A 16,462-nucleotide genomic window follows, 5' to 3' on the forward strand; every position below is an offset into this window, starting at 1 on the left:
ACGAGGGAGAACAGCGTGAGCCGAGGCCACGAACGGGGGCTTCTCGGACGGCCTCGGGACCCGGGCGCCGTCGCCCTGGTCCACGAGGGCCGTGCCTTCACCTTCGGCGACGTCGCCGCACTCGGCGCGGACGTCGGCAACCATGTCGGGAGTCACCTACTGAAGCGCCGCGTGGTGGGCGTGCCGGCCGAGCGGAGCCCGGAGTTCGTCGCGCGGCTCGCGGGGGTCTGGGCGGCGGGAGCCGTACCGGCGATCCTGGGGGACTGGGGTCCCGAGCGGGTACGCGGCGCGCTGACGGCCGCCCGCGCCGCGGCGACCTTCGGACCGTCGGGCGCCCTGGAACTTCTGGACACCACCGCGGACGAGCAGCCGCAAGAGGCCAGCCACATCCTCTTCACCTCCGGCACGACGGGCAGCCCCAAGGGGATCGTGGTCGGGCGACCCGCTTTCGAGGCCGCCAGCACGGCGTTCTTCGACGAACTGCCCATGGACGGATCCGATCGGGTCGCCTTCCTCAGCAGGCCGGGCCACGACCCGAGCCTGCGGGAGCTGATCGCGCCCTGGCTCACCGGCGCGACGTTGTTCATCCCCGGCCGCCGCACGGCGGCCGATCCCCGGCTGACGGCGGCCTGGCTGGCGGAGCACGCCATCACCGTGCTCCAGGGCTCCCCGGTCCTGCTGCGGCTCATGGCGGGCTCGTCGCCGCCCGTCGGCAGCCTGCGGCTGGTCTGCTCGGCGGGGGCCCGGCTCACGGCCGCGACGCTGCGGGCGACGGCCCGGTTCGCCCCCAACGCCACCATCGCCAACTGTTACGGCGCGTCGGAGACCCCGCAGGTGCTGTGCATGCACCGGGTGCCGCCCGGAGAGGGGGCCGTGAGCGAGGACCCGGTTCCCATCGGACGCCCCCTCGGCCATGCCGTCACCAGGATCGTCCCCGCCGACGGTGAAGGGCGGCTGCACGTTGAAGAAGCCGCCTGCGCGCTCGGCTACACCGACGGAACGCCTCTGCTGTCTCCCGGCCAGGACGGGCGCGGCTGGTACGACACCGGTGACATCGTCAGCCGGCTGCCGGACGGCTCGATGTGCTTCGTCCGGCGGGCGGACCGGCAGGTCCAGGTCAACGGCGCCCGCGTGGAACTGGACGAGGTCGAGGGCGCGGCGGCCAAGGTCGCCGGTGTCGTCGAGTCGGTGGCGACGTTCGTCGAGGACGGCGGGGGCGTCGGGTCCGTGCGCCTGACCGTCGTGGGCGGCACCACGACGGAGGACGAGGTCCGCGCGGTGCTGCGCGACTACCTGGACCCCGCGGTCATGCCGTCGAGCATCGAGGTGCGGGACGCGTGGCCGGACGACGACCAAGGCGACGACGACCCGGCGACGCTGATGGAGGTTCTGCGCGAGAGCGCGCGGTCGGCTCTCGGCGGCGGCGAGATCGACCCTGACGGCGGCTTCTTCGAGGCCGGGTTCACGTCGATGTCGCTCATGGCCTTCGTGTCGGAGGTCTCGGTCCGGCTCGGGACGGAGATCTCTCCCCTGCTGGTCTTCCAGTATCCGAGCCTGAACAGCTTCGCCGGCTATCTTCGGAGGGCGGATGATGATGGGCAACCTCGTTGAGCCGATCGCGATCGTCGGGATGGCCGGCCGGTTCCCGGCGGCGCCGGACACCCGGCGGCTCTGGGAGAACCTCGTGGCCGGCGAGGAAGCGGTGCGTTTCCCCGCCGAGGCCGAACTCCGCGCGAGCGGCGTGCCGGGCGCGGCGCTGGAGGACGCGGCCTACGTCAGGGCGGTGGCGGAACCGGCGGGCCTCGACCTGTTCGACGCCGGGTTCTTCGGCCTGACCCGGCGGGAGGCCGAGACCTGCGACCCCCAGCTACGGCTGTATCTGGAGACCGCGCACGCCGCCGTCGAGAACGCGGGCTACGACCCCGCGAAACTGGGCAGAACGGGCGTGTTCTCGTCGGTCGCCGCGAACCGCTATGCCATCGGCCGGGTGCTCGGCAGCCTGGAGGCCCTGCGCAGCGCCACCGGCATGGCCGCCGGCATGTGGAACAACCCCGACAGCGCCTCGACGCTGGTCTCCTACAAGCTGAACCTGCACGGGCCGAGCATGACCGTGCAGACCGCGTGTTCGAGCTCGCTCGTGGCCGTGCATCTGGCCGTGAACGCGCTGCGCCTCCAGGAGTGCGACGTCGCGCTGGCCGGTGGCGCGGACGTCGAGTTCCCGGTCGGTCACGGGTACTGGTGGGCCCAGGACGGCCCGCTGAGCCGCGACGGCCACTGCCGCCCCTTCGACGCGGCCGCCACCGGCACGATCTTCGCCAGCGGCGCCGGCGTCGTGGTGCTCAAGCGGCTGGCCGACGCCCTGGCCGACGGGGACCGGATCTCCGCGGTGATCCGCGCCGTGGCGGTCAACAACGACGGCGCGGCCAAGGTCGGCTTCACCGCGCCCAGCGCCGACCGGCAGGCGGAGGTCGTGCTGAGCGCCATGGAGGCCGCCGACGTGGGCCCCGAGGACATCGGGTACGTGGAGGCGCACGCCACCGCGACCCGCCTGGGTGATGCCATCGAGATCTCGGCGCTGAAGAAGGCGTTCCGCGGCCGGGCCCCGTCGCAACCCGCGGTCCCGATCGGATCGATCAAGGGAAACGTGGGCCACCTGGGTCACGCGTCGGGCATCACCTCGCTGATCAAGGCGGCGCTGTCGCTGAGCCACGAGCAGATTCCGGCGAGCATCAACGTCGAGAACGTCAACCCGCTGCTCGGCCTCGAGAACTCGCCGTTCGTCGTCAACGACAAGTCGCGGCCGTGGCCGCGACAGGATGGCCGGCGGCGCCTGGCCGGGGTCAGCTCCTTCGGCATCGGCGGCACGAACGCGCACGCGATCCTCGAAGAGGCGCCGTCCCGCGTGACCGAACCGGCTCCGGAGCCGGTGCAGCTGATCGTCTGGTCGGGACGGACCCCGGCCGCGGCCGAGGCGTATCCGCAGCGGCTCGCCCGGTTCTTCGAGGACAGCGCGGAGCCGCTCTCCGACGTCGCGTTCACCCTGCAGAAGGGGCGCACGCCGCACCCGGTCCGGGGAGCCGTGGTGGTGGAGAGCGTGGCCGACGCGGCCGCCGCCGTTCTCGATCCCGCGCGGCGGATCGTGACGCCGGAGGAGCGGGCGGAGCGCGGCACCGTGTTCCTGTTCCCGGGAGAAGAGGCGCGGCACGAACGTATGGCGGCGGAGCTCCATCGCACCGAGCCGGTGTTCCGCGCGGCGTTCGACGAGTGTTCCGCCCTGTTCGCGACCCAGGGGCGGCGGGACGCGTCGCCGTTCAGCGTCGAGTACGCGCTGGGACGGCTGTGGCTGACGCTGGGCGTCGAGCCCGGCGCGCTGCTCGGCCAGGGCGTCGGAGAGCTCGCGGCCGCCGCGCTCGCCGAGGTGTTCACACTCCCGGAAGCGGTACGGCTGGTCAGCGCCCGTGCGAGCGGCTCCGCCGAACGCCTGCGCCAGGCCTTCGACGGCATCGCGCCGCGCAGACCCCGCTGGAAGATCTACTCCGCCTCCACCGGCGGCCCGGCCGAGACGCGGAGCGTGGACTTCTGGATCCGGCAGCTCACCGGGCCCGCCCTGTTCTCGCAGGCGCTGGAGGCCGTGCTGTCGGACGGTGACCGGGTGCTGCTGGAGGTGGGCCCGGGGCGGACGCTCACCACCCTGGCCCGCGCGCATCCGCAGGTACGCGCCAAGCGGCACCTGGCGATCCCGACCCTCCCGAGCGGGCCGTCGAAGGGCGCCACGGAACGCAGCTCCTTCCTGCACGCCCTGGCCCGGCTGTGGACCCTGGGCACGGAGGTGAACTGGCCGGCGGGGCCGCGTGCGCGCGTACCGCTGCCGGGATATCCGTACCAGCGCGAGCGGTTCTGGATCGAGCAGCGCGCCGCGCCCGTCGTCGAGGAAGTCGAGGAAACGGAACGCCAGGCGGTGTTCCGGCTTCCCACGTGGGTGGAGGCCGCACCTGCCGCACCTGACGGTGCTGACGTTCCCGGTCCCTCGCTGGTGTTCCTGCCCGCCGACGCGCGACGGGCCGGCGACCTGCTCGCCCTGCTCGGCGACGTGCCGCGGGTGCCGTACGGCACCGCGTCCGCCGACGTCGCCCGGCTGCTGGACGAGCTGCGAGATGAGCACCGGTACCCGGAGCTCATCATCGACGCGACACAGCTCGGCGCCCTGGCCGAACCCGATCTGAGCGGCATCGACGCCCAGCTCGACGCCGGATTCCACCGCCTCGTCGAGCTTCTGCGGGAGGCGGCGCGCCGGGCGCCCGACACGCGCGCCCGCGACGTCCTGGTCCTCGCCGAGCGGTCCGCGGACGTGACGGGCGGCGAAAGCGTGCATCCGGTACGCGCCATGCTGCTCGGCCTCCTGCGGAGCTACATGCTCGAGAACCCGCGCGCCATGTGCAAGCTCGTCGACGTCCAGGACGGCGTCAGCGGAGATCGGCTGCTCGCGGAGCTGCGCGGCCCGCGTCGCTCGGAGATCGTCGCCCTGCGCGGGGACCGGCGCTGGGTCCCCGGCGAGCGCGAACTCGTCCCCGGCGGTCCCGGCCCGGTCGACCTGCGGCACGGAGGCGCCTACGTCATCACCGGCGGGCTCGGCGGCCTCGGCCTGGCCGTGGCGCGCGGCCTGGCGGAGACCGGTACACGGCCGCGGCTGCTGCTGCTCGGCCGCACCGCGACGGACGGGCACGACGCCGCGCTCGCCGCGATCCGGGCCCTGGGCGCCGAGTGCCGCTTCGAGACCTGCGACGTGACCGACACGGCCGCGCTGCGGCGCGTGCTCGACTCCTTCGGGGTCGTCAACGGGGTGTTCCACCTCGCGGGCGTGGCGGGCGACGGCATGATCCAGTTCCGGACGCGGGCGCAGATGGCGGCGACGCTCGCGCCCAAGGTTCACGGAACGCTGGCGCTGGTCGAGGTCCTGCGGGGCCGGGCCGGCCTGGACTTCTTCGTGGCCTTCTCCAGTCGCGCCGCGCTGCGGGGCCTGGTCGGCAGCGCCGACTACGCCGCGGCGAACGCCTTCCTCGACGCGGTGGTACGCCGCCAGCCCTTGGCCGGGGTCGCCTCGACCACCATCAACTGGCCGTCGTGGTCCGAGGTCGGTATGGCCGCCCGCCAGAGCGCGCGTGCGGCGTCGGCGACGGAGGTGCGGTGGTCGGCCCCGCTGTCGGCCGAGGACTATCCGATCCTGGACGAACACCGCATGGACGGCGTCCCGGTGCTGCCCGGCACCGCCCAGGTCGACTTCGTGCTGCGCGCCTTCCGCGAGGCGATCGGCCACCCGGACGGGCAGCCCGCGCAGCTGCGCCACATGGTCTTCCGGCAGCCGATCACCACCCCGGAGCCCGTCTGCCTGGAGGTCGGCTTCGAGCCGCACGATGACTCCTGGCGGTTCACCGTCCGCACCGCGCCGCCGTCCTCCGGCGACTACCGCGTCCACACGACGGGTGAGATCGGGCTGGTGGACGCCGGCGCCGGTGAGGTGGACCTGGACGGCCTGCGCGCGTCGCTGCCCGATCGGCGGGTGCCCGTCAACGACGCCGGGAACCGGCTGTTCACCATCGGCCCGCACTGGCCGGAGGAGGAGATCTGGACCTCCGGGGCGGACGCGGGCACGAAGCTGGCCGTCCTCACCTTCCCCGAGGCGTTCGGCCACGAGCTCGGTGAGCACGCGCTGCACCCCACCCTCCTGGACGCGGCGGTGTCACTGGCCCGCGATCCCGACCATGAGCCGCCGCACGCGCCGTTCGCCTACCAGTCGATCGTGGTGCACCGGCCGATCCCGGCGCGTGCGTACAGCCACATCCGCCGCCGCCCGAGCGGTTCTGACACGATCGTGGCCGACATCGACGTGCTGACGGCCGCCGGTGAGGTCGCGGTCGAGGTCAGGGGCTTCACCATGCGCCGCGTCGACGAGTCCATGGTGGCCCCGCGCGAGCAGCGAGGCGCCGGCGACGGGATCACGCCCGCGACCGGGGTCGGCATGCTGCTGCGCATCCTGCGGGGACCCGGCCACCGGCAGGTGGCGATCACCATGTCGGGGGAGGACGCGGTCCTGCGGAACGCCGCGGTCAGGCCGGACGCCCCGGACGTCGAGCGGCCTAGCTCACCCAGGCGCGACCCGGGCGGCGCGCCGTCGGAGGAGGAGTCACTGGAGGTCCGGCTGACGCGGATGTGGTGCGCCGCGTTCGGCGCGGACGCGGTCGGCCCCGACGACGACTTCTTCGAGCTGGGCGGCGACTCCTTCACCGCGGTGGAGCTGGTGGAGGAGATCCGCCGGGCGTTCGGCGTGGACGTCGGCATCGCGGCCATCTTCGACCACCCGACGGTCACCGAACTGGTCGCCGAGCTGCGGCGGCTGACCGGGTGAGATCAGCGAACCTTTCCGACCCATTCGCGAAGCGTCTCGGGATCGAGCCGCTCGACCATCTGGTGGCCGCCCTCGACCATCTGGACCGACACCTCGTCCGTCGTGTACTGGTTCCAGTCGTTGAGACACTCGGTGTCGCAGGAGCTCGCGTCGCCGGTGGCGCCGACCGCGATGATCGGCGTGTGCAGCATCGGGCGCGGATCCGCCTCCAGATAGCGGTTGAGCAGGTGGTACTCGGATCGCCACAGACGTGCGTACTCCGGCAGGGCCGCCGTGTCCGTGATGTGCCGCGGCGCCTCGATCTCCTCGGCCAGCGCCCGGTCGGGCAGCTCGGCCAGAGGGGAGAGGGGCGTGCGGTGCGGCGGGTACTGGCACAGGACGACGGTGCCGCGAAGCCGCCCTTCCAGGTGCCTGGCCGCCTCCAGGCAGACCAGCCCGCCCATGCTGTGGCCCACCAGCACCACGTCCGTGGCGCCGGACGTCGTGACGAGGGACGCCAGCGCCGCGCCCCGCTCTTCGACGGAGGGTACGCTCATCGGCTCGCTCCAGCTGGCCCGGCGGATGACGGGTAACCGCCCCGGTTCGTTCCACTGGTCCACGAACTTCGTCCGGCCGCCCAGGCCGGGGACGAAGATGACGGCCGGGCCGCCGTCGAGTGCCGGGCTGACGATGTAGTTCGCAGACTCCTGACCACCCACGTCATTCGCTCCTATTGCCACCAATTGACGAAGTGTGAGGACACGCCTTACCAGCTATTTGCCAAAGCTTAGCGCCGATCCCGGGCGGTCTCCATTTATCGCAACAGTGGCTGATTTTCCTCCATCACTGGTTCATTAACCTAGATCTGTGGCAAAGTGTGACAGGTGTCGACGCTGATTGCCGCCGCCGTGATCATCCTTATCGCTTCGACGGTGCACGCGGTGACCGGTTTCGGTTACGCGCTCGTCGCGACCCCGTTGCTAGCCCTCACGGTCGACCCGCACACCGCTGTGGTCGCCACGACGGCGTCCGCCTTGGCCATGACCGTCACGGTCGCCGTGCGCCAGCGGGAGCACGCCGAGTGGCGGGTGGGCATGATCGCCATGGCCGGGATCGTGCTCGGCATGCCGCTCGGTCTCTGGGTGTACGCGATCACCTCTGAGCAGGTGCTGACCGTGCTGATCGGGATCGGCGTCCTGGGCTGCACGCTGATGGTGTGGCGGCGCGTGAAGGTGAAGGGGAACATCCCCATCCTGGTGGGAGTCGGCCTCGTCTCCGGCGCCCTGTCCACCTCGACCGGCACCAACGGCCCGCCGATGGTCGCCGCCTTCCAGGGCATGGGCTACGACCCCGCCAAGTTCCGCGCCACCCTCGCGGTGGTGTTCGCGGGAACCAGCGTGCTCAGCCTGATCGGGTTCGCCGTGGCCGGGCAGGTGACCCAGCAGTCGATCTGGATCGGGCTGGTGGGTCTGCCGGTTGTGCAATTGGGGTATTTCATAGGAAATGCGATCTTTAGTCGCATTGACCCGGATCGCTTCCGCAAGGTGGTGCTGCTGGCTCTGCTCGTCAGCGCCGTGGTGACCCTCTCCAGCGCGCTCAACGGCTGACCTGCACCGCTGTCAAACTCCCGGAAAACAGCGGATTTCATGGAAGACTCAACCGTTCACCCCCTCTCAGTCGTCTTTTCTATATGACGGATTCCGAGGCGTTCGAGGCCTTCGTCGCCGCCTGGTACCCGCGGCTGCTCCGTGCGGCCATCCTCATCAGCGGAGACCGGCATCTGGCCGAGGACGTGCTCCAGGATGCCCTCATCAAGCTGGCGCGCCGCTGGCCGAAGGTGCACACCGACCCGGTCAGCTACGTGCGTACCACCTTGTACAGGGACGTGGCGTCCCGGTGGCGCAGGCGGCGGGAGTTCGCCTACGGGGAGCCGCCCGACCACGCCGACCCCGACCCCTCGGGGGCGTCGGATCTGAAGGTGGTGTTCGCCCGCGCCCTGGCCAGGCTGCCGGTGAAGCAGCGGGCGGTGCTGGTGCTGCGCTTCTACGAGGACCTGCCCGTAGGGGAGGTCGCCGCGGTCCTCGGGGTCTCGTCCGGAACGGTGAAGAGCCAGACGCACGCGGCGCTGAAACGGCTGCGCGAGGTCGCTCCCGAACTGGAAGAGGTGCTGATATGACGGACCAGAGACTGCGGGAGCTCTTCCAGGACCTCGCCGAGACCCTGCCGGAGGGGTCGTCGCACGCGGACGAACTCTGGCGGCGGCGCACCGGAGGCCGCCGCCGCCGCCGGTGGACGGTGGCCGCCCTGCTCGCGGTGGCCGCGCTCGTCGCGGTGGGGATCACCGCGTTCCCGCAGCGGGTCGAGCGCGGCACCACCGAGACCCCCGCCGTCACCACCACGCCCTCGGCCTCGTCGTCGATCCCGATGGACCGGGCGCCCGCCGCCCGCGAGCAGGTGGCACTGCCCGTTGCGGCGGCCGGGCTGCCGGAGAGGTGGGCCGATCTCCCCGTCGTGGACGCGGCTCCCGGGCCCGTCCTCGCGCTGGCCGAGTTCGGCGACGGGCGCATCTACCTGATGAAGGCCGGTGGCCGGATCGCCCTTTCCGGCAACGGCGCGACGCGGCTGAACCCCAACGCGCTCGCCCCCGAGGGGACACGGGCCGCCTTCCCGCAGAAGGACGCGGTGGTCGTCGTCGACCTCGTGATCGGCCAGAGCCACCGCTACCCGGTGCCGGGGCTCAACGAGGTCGTGCTCTGGCGCGGCGAGCAGCTCCTGGTCGAGCAGGAAAAGGCCAACTACCTGCTCGACCTGGCCACCGGGAAGGTCCGGCGGCAGCCGTACAAGGGATTCACGGGTGTGGCGGGCTACCGCGACCTCAGGATCGTCTCGCCCGAGGAGGGCGGCTGGACGGTCCTTCAGGAGCGCGGGTCCGGGGAGGTGCGGCTGGACGTCCAGAACCTCACCCACGAGGGCAGCATGCCGGTGGGCGATCTGGGCAGTCACGGCTGGCAGCGTGACGACCTCGTCGCCAGGTCCGCGCTCGCCCGCCCCGGCCTGGCGCAGGGAGCCGACGTGGTCGTGGTGGCCGACATCGCGTCCGGACGGGTGGTCAGGACGCTGCTGCTTCCCTCCTGCGGGAAGGGCGGCTGTCCCGTGCGCGGCTGGATCGGCCACGAAACGGTGATCGTCGAGAGTGGCGACCGGCTGCTGGGCTGGAACATCACCACCGGCGCGCTGTCGCGCCTCGCCGAACTGCCCGAGGCGGTGAGCGCCTACTCCCTGCGTCCGGGCTGATATGGTCACCAGGTCACGCGGAGCGTGTGCAGGCCGTACACGATGCTGAAGGCGCGAAAATCCCCTTCCTCGTACGGCTCCGCCAGCGCCAGGCCGGGAAAGCGGCGCAGCAGGGCCGGGAAGGCGATGCGCATCTCCATCCGTGCCAGCGGCGCTCCGAGGCAGTGGTGCACGCCGTGGCCGAAGGCGACGTGGCCGGCGGCCCCCCGGGTGAGGTCGAGAGTGTCGGGATCGTCGATGAAGGCCGGATCGCGGTTGGCGGCGGGTATCGAGCAGATCACGAGCGAGCCCGCCGGGATGGTCTGTCCGGCGATCTCCACCTCCGTCGTGGTCGTGCGCGGCGGCAGTGCCTGCAAGATGGACAGCCAGCGCAGCAGCTCCTCGACGGCGGGTTCGGCGCGGGCCGGGTCCTCACGCAGCAGCGCGAGCTGGTCCGGGTCGCGCAGCAGGGCCAGGGTGCCCAGGCCGAGCATGTTCGAGGTCGTCTCGTGCCCGGCCAGCAGCAGCAGTCCGGCGACGCCGACCAGTTCGTCGGTGCTGAGCTCGTCGCCGTGCTCGCGTACCAGCATGCCGAGCATGTCCTCGCCCGGGTCGGCCTGCGCGCGCTTCACCAGCTCGGCCATGTAGGCGCGGTCCTCCCGCTGCGCCGCGACCCGCCGATCCATCGGCAGCGACAGATCCAGCAGGCGTACGGAACGCTCCTGGAAGGAGGCCCGGTCGGCGTACGGCACGCCCAGCAGCTCGCAGATCACCAGCGACGGCACCGGCAACGCGAAGTGCGCCATCAGATCGGCGGGTTTGCCGGCCCGCTCCACGTCGTCCAGCGCCGTCTGGACGATCTCGGTGATGCGCGGCTCCAGCCTGCGCATCCGCTGGACCGTGAACTCCGGGGTGAGCATCCGGCGCAACCGCGTGTGCTCCGGCGGGTCGAACCCGATCAGCTGCCCGGCCCGCATCTTGACGCGTTCCTCGGCGTCCACCTGATCGGCACCCGGGAACGGCGTCAGGGCGCTGCTGAACCGGGCCGGATCCGACAGCACCCGCCGGACGTCCTCGTGACGGCAGACCAGATAGGCGGCGGGCCCGCCGAACGGCATGTCGACCCGGATCACCCCCTGCTCGTCGCGCGCCTGGGACAGCTCCTTGACCGGGTCGAACCCGTTTCGCCGCATGTGCGGGGGCAACTGCGTCGCATGGGTCATCTCTGTGAGACCTTCCTATAGCCAGGGGCGGAGTTTGTCGGGGTTGCGTATCGCCCAGATGTGGGTGATCCGGTCGTCGGCCACGTCGAACGCGACCACCGACACGGTGACGCCGCCCCGCTGGGCGATCAGGCCGGGCCGCCCGTTGACCGTGCGCTCCACGATCGTCAGGTCGCGGGATCTGTTTTCGAGCTGGACCAGCCAGCGTGCGATCTGCTCGGCGCCCTCCAGCGGGCGGCGAACGGTCGAGACCACGCCGCCGCCGTCGCCGGTCGCCGTGGCGCCGGGATCGAGGAGGCTGACCAGGGCGTCGATGTTCTTGTCTTCCCAGGCCCGCTTGAAGTCCCTGACGATGCGGGCCTGGTGGGTGGCCGGGGTCGCGGGGGCCCGCTCGGCATGGATGCGGCGGCGGGCCGAGGAGGCCAGCTGACGGCAGGCCGCCGGCGTACGGCCCACGATCTCGGCCACCTCGGCGAAGGGGTAGCGGAAGACGTCGTGCAGGATGAACGCGACCCGCTCGGCCGGAGTCATCGCGTCGAGCACGACCAAGAAGGCCATGTTGACCGACTCGTCGAGGGTGACCCGGTCGGCCGGGTCGACGGCGATGCCGCCGACCTGCTCCGAAGGCTCGGGCAGCGGCTCCGGGATCCATTCGCCCACGTAGGTCTCGCGCCGGGCCCGCGCCGAGGAGAGCACGTTGAGACACAGGCGGCTGACGACCTTGGTCAGCCACGCGCCGGGGACGACGATGGCCTCCCGCTCCTGGCCGGACATGGCGTACCAGCGGGCGTAGGTCTCCTGGACGACGTCCTCGGCGTCGGCCAGGGAACCGAGGAGCCGGTAGGCGAGATTGATCAGCTGGCGCCGCTCGGCCATGATCGGCTCGGGCTGGAGGGTCATCGCTCGTCGGCTCCTTTGATCGCGTCTTTCCTTGTCCGACAGGACAGCGCGATCAAATGTGAGGTCGGCCCCCGATAGGTCAGCGATGTTTGTGCTTGCGTGGCGGAGGTGTCCAAAGCACGCCGATGGTGATGATCGTTGACAACACCAGCAGGATGCCGAACAGAACCTCCAGCAACGTGGTGATCGACATACGGATCACCCCCTCCGTGCACCTTCCACTATCTTCCCGGGAGTATCGCCAGGTCAACGGCTTGATAGCCTGGCAGTCCCGAGGGGAGTACTTCTCAAGCGCCGACCCGGTCAAGACGGACCTTGGCAGCGTCCCCGGGCAGCCGCCCGCAGGTGCGGGTGAAGGAGACCTCGAACGCCGAGCACGTTCGAGGAGGCCGCGTGTCCACATCGATCGCCTCGCTGCCCCTGTGGTCGGCCACCGTCGCCGCCCTGGTGCTGCTGCTGTCGATCGATCTCGTCCTGACCAGGCGGCCGCGCGAGGTGGGCATGCGCGAGGCGCTCGCCTGGTCGGCCTTCTATCTGGCGCTGCCGCTGGCCTTCTGCGCCGGTCTGTGGGCCGCCTTCGGCACCACCGTGGCGGTGGAGTTCCTCACCGGTTACGTCGTGGAGAAGTCGCTGTCGGTCGACAACCTGTTCGTGTTCATGCTGGTGCTGGCGGCGTTCGCGGTCCCGGCGGAGCTGGCCAGGCGGGTCCTGCTCTACGGCATCATCGGCGCGCTGCTGCTGCGCGTGGTGTTCATCATGCTCGGCGCCGCGGCACTGCGCAGCGGCACCTGGGCGTTCCTGCTGTTCGGCGCGATCCTCCTGGTCACCGCCGGGAAGGTCATGAAGGACGCGCTGAGCGGACGCGACCGGGAGATCGACGTCTGCTCCCTGCCCGCCGTCCGGCTGGTGCGCCGCTTCGTCCCGGTCACGCCCGACTACCGCGGCTCGAAGCTGATCGTCCGCGAGGACGGCACGCGGACCCTCACTCCACTGGCGCTGGCCGCCGTCGCCATCTTCGCGGTCGACATCGTCTTCGCCGTCGACTCCGTCCCCGCGGTGTACGGCGTGACCCAGGACCCGTTCCTCGTCTTCGCCACCAACGCCTTCGCCCTGCTGGGCCTGCGCGCCCTCTACTTCGTGCTGGCGGGCGCGCTCACGAAACTGTGCCACCTCAACCACGGGCTCAGCCTCATCCTGGCCTTCATCGGGATCAAGCTCATCTTGCACTGGGCCCACGGCATCTGGCCGGGGGTGCCGCAGATCCCCACGCTCGTCTCGCTCGGCGTCATCGTCGCCGTGCTCGCCGTCGTCACCCTCACCAGCCTGTACGCCAACCGCCGCTGACCGGTGGCGCGAATGTTCACCAACCGTTGAAGGTCTTTAGCCCTTATGGACTCATTCGAGTGGTGACGATGGGAGTGTCCGTCGCATCCCCCGCAAGGAGGCTTCGTGCCCACTCAGCCCCGCCCCGGACCCTTCTGGCCGGTGAGGCTCACCGTCGTCCTCGCCACCCTCGCCTCCCTCATCGGCGTGGCCGGCATCGCGCCCGCCCACGCCGCCGTCTACAACTCCTGCACCATGTCGCGGTGCGCCGACGCGCGCACGGCCAAGTCGATCTGGGCCTCCAAGGGCTACCCCACCTCCAGGACCTGGTACTCCTGGCCGGACGGCCGGCACAACTTCGCCGGCGGACGCTTCTACAACCGCGAAGGCCAGCTCCCCGGCGGCGCCACCTACCATGAGTACGACGTGTACTCCCGGACGATGGGCGCGGCGCGTGACGCGTACCGGATCGTCGTCAACCGCAGCACCGGCGTGACGTGGTTCTCGCCCAACCACTACACCGACTTCTACCGGCTCTAGGGACTTCCATGACCGCACCTCCGCTGCCGCGCTGGCTGACCGTGAGTGCCGATCCGGCGCCGGCCGTGCTGGATGGGCGGCTCTGCCGTACCCGCGCCGCCTTTTTCGAGGAGGTGGCGCGGGTGCTGCGCTTTCCCGACTACTTCGGCCACAACTGGGACGCGCTGTCGGACTGCCTGCGTGACGCCGGAGCGGTCGCCCTGGTCGTGGAGCACGCCGAGGACCTGCTCAGTGCCGAGGATCCAGGGCGGTTCGCGACGCTGCTGGCCGTCTTCTCCGACGCCGCCGAGTCCGGCCTGACCGTGACGCTGCGTACCGGCCAGGACCAGGAGTCCGCGCTCCGTCAGCGGGTCACCGCCGCACTGTCCTGACTGCTGCGGGCCAGTGCTGTGACGGCCGCCAGGACAACCAGCAGCGGGGCGACCACGAGCGCGTGCACGTGGATGCCGTGGGTGAAGGCGTCCCTGGCGCTCTCCGCGAGCGCGCCGCCGAGCGGCTGGGGGAGTGTGGCCGCGTGCTGCAGCGTCTCGGCCAGGGTGTCGCCGCGCCCCGGTACGCCTTGAGGCAGCCCGGCAGGCAGGGTGTCGCCGAGCCGTTGGCCGTAGACGGCCGCGGCGAGGCTGCCGAGCAGGGCGATGCCGAGCGCCCCGCCCAGCTCGGCGCCGGTCTCGGAGATCGCCGAGGCGGCCCCGGCTCGTTCGGGCGGCGCCGCGCCCAGCACCAGGCCGGTGCCCAGGGCCATGAACGGCGTGAGGCCGGCGAACAGCAGCACGGATCCGCCGACGAGGAACCACGGCTCCCGGTCCACCTGCGTGAGCAGTACCGGACCCGCCAGGGCGAGGACCGCGCCCGCGCTCATCAGCAGGGCCGGACGCACGCGGGCGGCGAGACCGGACACCCACAGCGCCACGACCGTGCCCGACACGGCGGTCGGGAGCTGCCACAGACCCGCCGTCAACGGCGAGTAGCCCAAAACCATCTGGAGGTACTGCGAGGTCTGGAGGCTGGTCCCGAACAGCACGATCCCGACCAGGACCATGCCGCCGACGGACACGGCGAACGCCGGCACCCGAAACAGTGAGAGATCGAACAGCGGCGCCGCCGCCCGATTCTGCCGGCGCACGAACACGACGCCCAGCACCAACCCGGCCGCGAGGCTTCCGGCCGCGACGGCGGTGAAGCCGTCGGCCGCGAGCCGCTTGACGCCGTACACGACCGACAGCGGGATGAGGAACGACAGCACCACGCCGGCCGCGTCGATCCGCCGGGCGTCCGGCGCGCGGTGCTCGGGCAGCAGGTACGGCGCCGCCGCGACCAGCACCACCATGGCGGGAACCGCGACCAGGAAGACCGATCCCCAGGAGAAGAACTGCAGGAGCGTCCCGCCCACCAGCGGACCGAGGGCGCCGCCGGCCATGAAGGCGAGCATCCACACGGTGATGGCGAACCGCCGCTGACCGGGGTCGGCGAACAACCGGCGGATCACCGCCAGCGAACTCGGCGCCAGCGCGGCGGCCCCCACACCCTGGATCGCGCGCGCGGCGATCAGCACACCGGTGTCACCGGCCCAGGCCGCCATGATCGAACCGGCGGTGAACACGACCGCGCCGGCGAGCAGGAGGCGGCGGTGGCCGTACCGGTCGCCGAGGCCGCCCATGGTGATGAGGAAGCCCGCGACCATGAACCCATAGATGTCCATGATCCACAGCTGCGCGGCGGCGTCGGGAGAAAGATCGGCGGCGAGCGTCGGCAGCGCCAGGTAGAGCACGGACATGTTCATCATGACCAGGACCGCGGGGACGCCGAGCACGGCCAGCGCGATCCACTCGCGCGTCCCGGCCCGCGCCGGGGGAGTGCGGACCGTCACGCGCCGACCTTCAGGAGCGTCTTGCCGAGGGTGGCTCGCGACTCGATCGCGGCGTGCGCCGCCGCGGCCTCGGCGAGCGGGTACGCCTGCCCGACCACGGGCCGCCATCGGCCATCGGCGGCCAGGTCGAGCGCGCGGCGGATGAGTGCCCGGTTCTCCTCCGGGCTCGGCGCGCCGGTCAGGCCGTGGACGTGGATGGAGCGGGCCTCGACCACGTCGTCGGGCAGGTCGGTGGGGGTGCCGGCGGCCATGCCGTACACGCTGATGCGACCGCCGGTGCGCAGGACGCCCGCGGCCGCCGCCCCGATCGCCCCGCCGACGCCGTCGAAGACGGTGTCGACCTCGCCCAGCCCGCCGGCCCAGCCGGGGCGGGTGTAGTCCACGAACTCCGCGCCCAGGCCGGCGACCAGCTCGCCCTTGCGCGCGCTGCCCGCGGCGCCGATCACGCGGGCCCCGGCCGCGACGGCCAGCTGCACGAGCAGGCTGCCCACGCCACCCGCGGCGGCCTCCACCAGCACGGTCTCGCCCGCCCGCGGCGGCACGTCCCGGGTCAGCAGCAGCGCGGTACGGCCATCGGCCAGCAGCGCCACCGCGTCGCGCAGGTCGACCCCGGCAGGCACCGGCACGACATCCGCGGCGCGGGCGAGGGCCGACTCGGCGTAGCCGCCCGTCCCGCCGGTCGTGGTGACCACGACGGCGCCGAGCAGCGCGGGGTCGACGCCGTCGCCGATCGCGGTGATACGCCCGCCGACGCCGTTGCCCGGCGTGCGGGGCAGTGGCGGCCTGCCGAACGGGCCGGAGCCGGAACGGACCTGCGTCTCGACGAAGGTCACGCTCGCGAACGAGACCCCCACCACGACCTCCCCGGGGCCGGGCACCGGCTCGGCCGTCTCCTCCGCCCGCAGCACGTCCGGGCCGCCGAACTCGCGCATGATGATCGCCAGCATGAAGACT

Annotated in this window: 13 protein-coding genes; 8 read left to right on the forward strand and 5 right to left on the reverse strand. The window is 71.9% G+C overall.

Translation table 11 applies throughout. The features are described 5' to 3' along the window. Positions 1-15 precede the first annotated feature (15 nt). Together ACFWY5_RS30595 and ACFWY5_RS30600 are read left to right on the forward strand one after the other, a co-directional pair. Positions 16-1,611 carry a non-ribosomal peptide synthetase gene (locus ACFWY5_RS30595; protein ID WP_379636043.1) on the forward strand — a complete coding sequence of 532 codons (1,596 nt, stop codon included), beginning with the start codon at positions 16-18 and terminating at the stop codon, positions 1,609-1,611. After that, complete coding sequence (locus ACFWY5_RS30600; protein WP_379636046.1) at positions 1,589-6,403, forward strand: SDR family NAD(P)-dependent oxidoreductase; 4,815 nt, start codon at positions 1,589-1,591, stop codon at positions 6,401-6,403. Before ACFWY5_RS30595 ends, ACFWY5_RS30600 begins: the two co-directional genes overlap by 23 nt. A 2-nt stretch (positions 6,404-6,405) precedes the next feature. On the opposite strand, the gene ACFWY5_RS30605 is transcribed toward ACFWY5_RS30600, so the two are convergent. Continuing rightward, a complete protein-coding gene (locus ACFWY5_RS30605; RefSeq protein WP_379636048.1) occupies positions 6,406-7,101 on the reverse strand; it encodes a thioesterase II family protein in 696 nt (231 codons plus the stop codon). A 165-nt stretch (positions 7,102-7,266) separates the two neighbouring features. Between ACFWY5_RS30605 and ACFWY5_RS30610 the strand changes: the two genes are divergently transcribed. From ACFWY5_RS30610 to ACFWY5_RS30620, 3 genes are all read left to right on the forward strand, one after another. After that, positions 7,267-7,989, forward strand: a complete 723-nt coding sequence (locus tag ACFWY5_RS30610; RefSeq protein ID WP_379636050.1) for a sulfite exporter TauE/SafE family protein — start codon at positions 7,267-7,269, stop codon at positions 7,987-7,989. A gap of 83 nt (positions 7,990-8,072) precedes the next feature. Beyond that, positions 8,073-8,558 (forward strand): SigE family RNA polymerase sigma factor, encoded by a 486-nt coding sequence (locus ACFWY5_RS30615; RefSeq protein ID WP_379636052.1) that lies wholly within the window; start codon positions 8,073-8,075, stop codon positions 8,556-8,558. Beyond that, on the forward strand, positions 8,555-9,676 hold the full coding sequence (locus tag ACFWY5_RS30620; protein WP_379636054.1) for a hypothetical protein: 1,122 nt from the start codon (positions 8,555-8,557) through the stop codon (positions 9,674-9,676). Before ACFWY5_RS30615 ends, ACFWY5_RS30620 begins: the two co-directional genes overlap by 4 nt. A gap of 5 nt (positions 9,677-9,681) precedes the next feature. On the opposite strand, the gene ACFWY5_RS30625 is transcribed toward ACFWY5_RS30620, so the two are convergent. Next, positions 9,682-10,878, reverse strand: a complete 1,197-nt coding sequence (locus ACFWY5_RS30625) for a cytochrome P450 (RefSeq protein WP_379636056.1) — start codon at positions 10,876-10,878, stop codon at positions 9,682-9,684. 15 nt (positions 10,879-10,893) lie between these two features. Next, positions 10,894-11,778: an RNA polymerase sigma factor SigJ gene (sigJ, locus tag ACFWY5_RS30630; RefSeq protein WP_379636058.1), complete on the reverse strand. Its 885-nt coding sequence runs from the start codon at positions 11,776-11,778 to the stop codon at positions 10,894-10,896. A 393-nt stretch (positions 11,779-12,171) separates the two neighbouring features. On the opposite strand from sigJ, the gene ACFWY5_RS30635 reads away from it, so the two are divergent. From ACFWY5_RS30635 to ACFWY5_RS30645, 3 genes are all read left to right on the forward strand, one after another. Then, on the forward strand, positions 12,172-13,122 hold the full coding sequence (locus ACFWY5_RS30635) for a TerC/Alx family metal homeostasis membrane protein (protein ID WP_379636061.1): 951 nt from the start codon (positions 12,172-12,174) through the stop codon (positions 13,120-13,122). Between the two features lie 105 nt (positions 13,123-13,227). Next, positions 13,228-13,641, forward strand: a complete 414-nt coding sequence (locus ACFWY5_RS30640; RefSeq protein ID WP_379636063.1) for a ribonuclease domain-containing protein — start codon at positions 13,228-13,230, stop codon at positions 13,639-13,641. Between the two features lie 8 nt (positions 13,642-13,649). Further along, the gene (locus tag ACFWY5_RS30645) at positions 13,650-14,012 is read left to right on the forward strand and encodes a barstar family protein (protein ID WP_379636065.1); all 363 of its coding nucleotides are present in this window, start codon (positions 13,650-13,652) and stop codon (positions 14,010-14,012) included. On the opposite strand, the gene ACFWY5_RS30650 is transcribed toward ACFWY5_RS30645, so the two are convergent. Together ACFWY5_RS30650 and ACFWY5_RS30655 are read right to left on the reverse strand one after the other, a co-directional pair. Beyond that, complete coding sequence (locus ACFWY5_RS30650; protein WP_379636067.1) at positions 13,985-15,508, reverse strand: MFS transporter; 1,524 nt, start codon at positions 15,506-15,508, stop codon at positions 13,985-13,987. The genes ACFWY5_RS30645 and ACFWY5_RS30650 overlap by 28 nt on opposite strands. Beyond that, on the reverse strand, positions 15,505-16,455 hold the full coding sequence (locus tag ACFWY5_RS30655; protein ID WP_379636069.1) for a zinc-binding dehydrogenase: 951 nt from the start codon (positions 16,453-16,455) through the stop codon (positions 15,505-15,507). The genes ACFWY5_RS30650 and ACFWY5_RS30655 overlap by 4 nt, the downstream gene beginning before the upstream one ends. Positions 16,456-16,462 lie beyond the last annotated feature (7 nt).

This window comes from Nonomuraea sp. NPDC059007, from assembly GCF_042740555.1.
GTDB lineage: Bacteria > Actinomycetota > Actinomycetes > Streptosporangiales > Streptosporangiaceae > Nonomuraea.

Coding starts and splice junctions, on each gene's coding strand:
- ACFWY5_RS30615 (WP_379636052.1), top strand. CDS start 8,073: ATGACGGATTCCGAGGCGTTCGAGGCCTTCGTCGCCGCCTGGTACCCG.
- ACFWY5_RS30625 (WP_379636056.1), bottom strand. CDS start 10,878: ATGACCCATGCGACGCAGTTGCCCCCGCACATGCGGCGAAACGGGTTC.
- ACFWY5_RS30645 (WP_379636065.1), top strand. CDS start 13,650: ATGACCGCACCTCCGCTGCCGCGCTGGCTGACCGTGAGTGCCGATCCG.
- ACFWY5_RS30620 (WP_379636054.1), top strand. CDS start 8,555: ATGACGGACCAGAGACTGCGGGAGCTCTTCCAGGACCTCGCCGAGACC.
- ACFWY5_RS30655 (WP_379636069.1), bottom strand. CDS start 16,455: ATGCTGGCGATCATCATGCGCGAGTTCGGCGGCCCGGACGTGCTGCGG.
- sigJ (WP_379636058.1), bottom strand. CDS start 11,778: ATGACCCTCCAGCCCGAGCCGATCATGGCCGAGCGGCGCCAGCTGATC.
- ACFWY5_RS30600 (WP_379636046.1), top strand. CDS start 1,589: ATGATGATGGGCAACCTCGTTGAGCCGATCGCGATCGTCGGGATGGCC.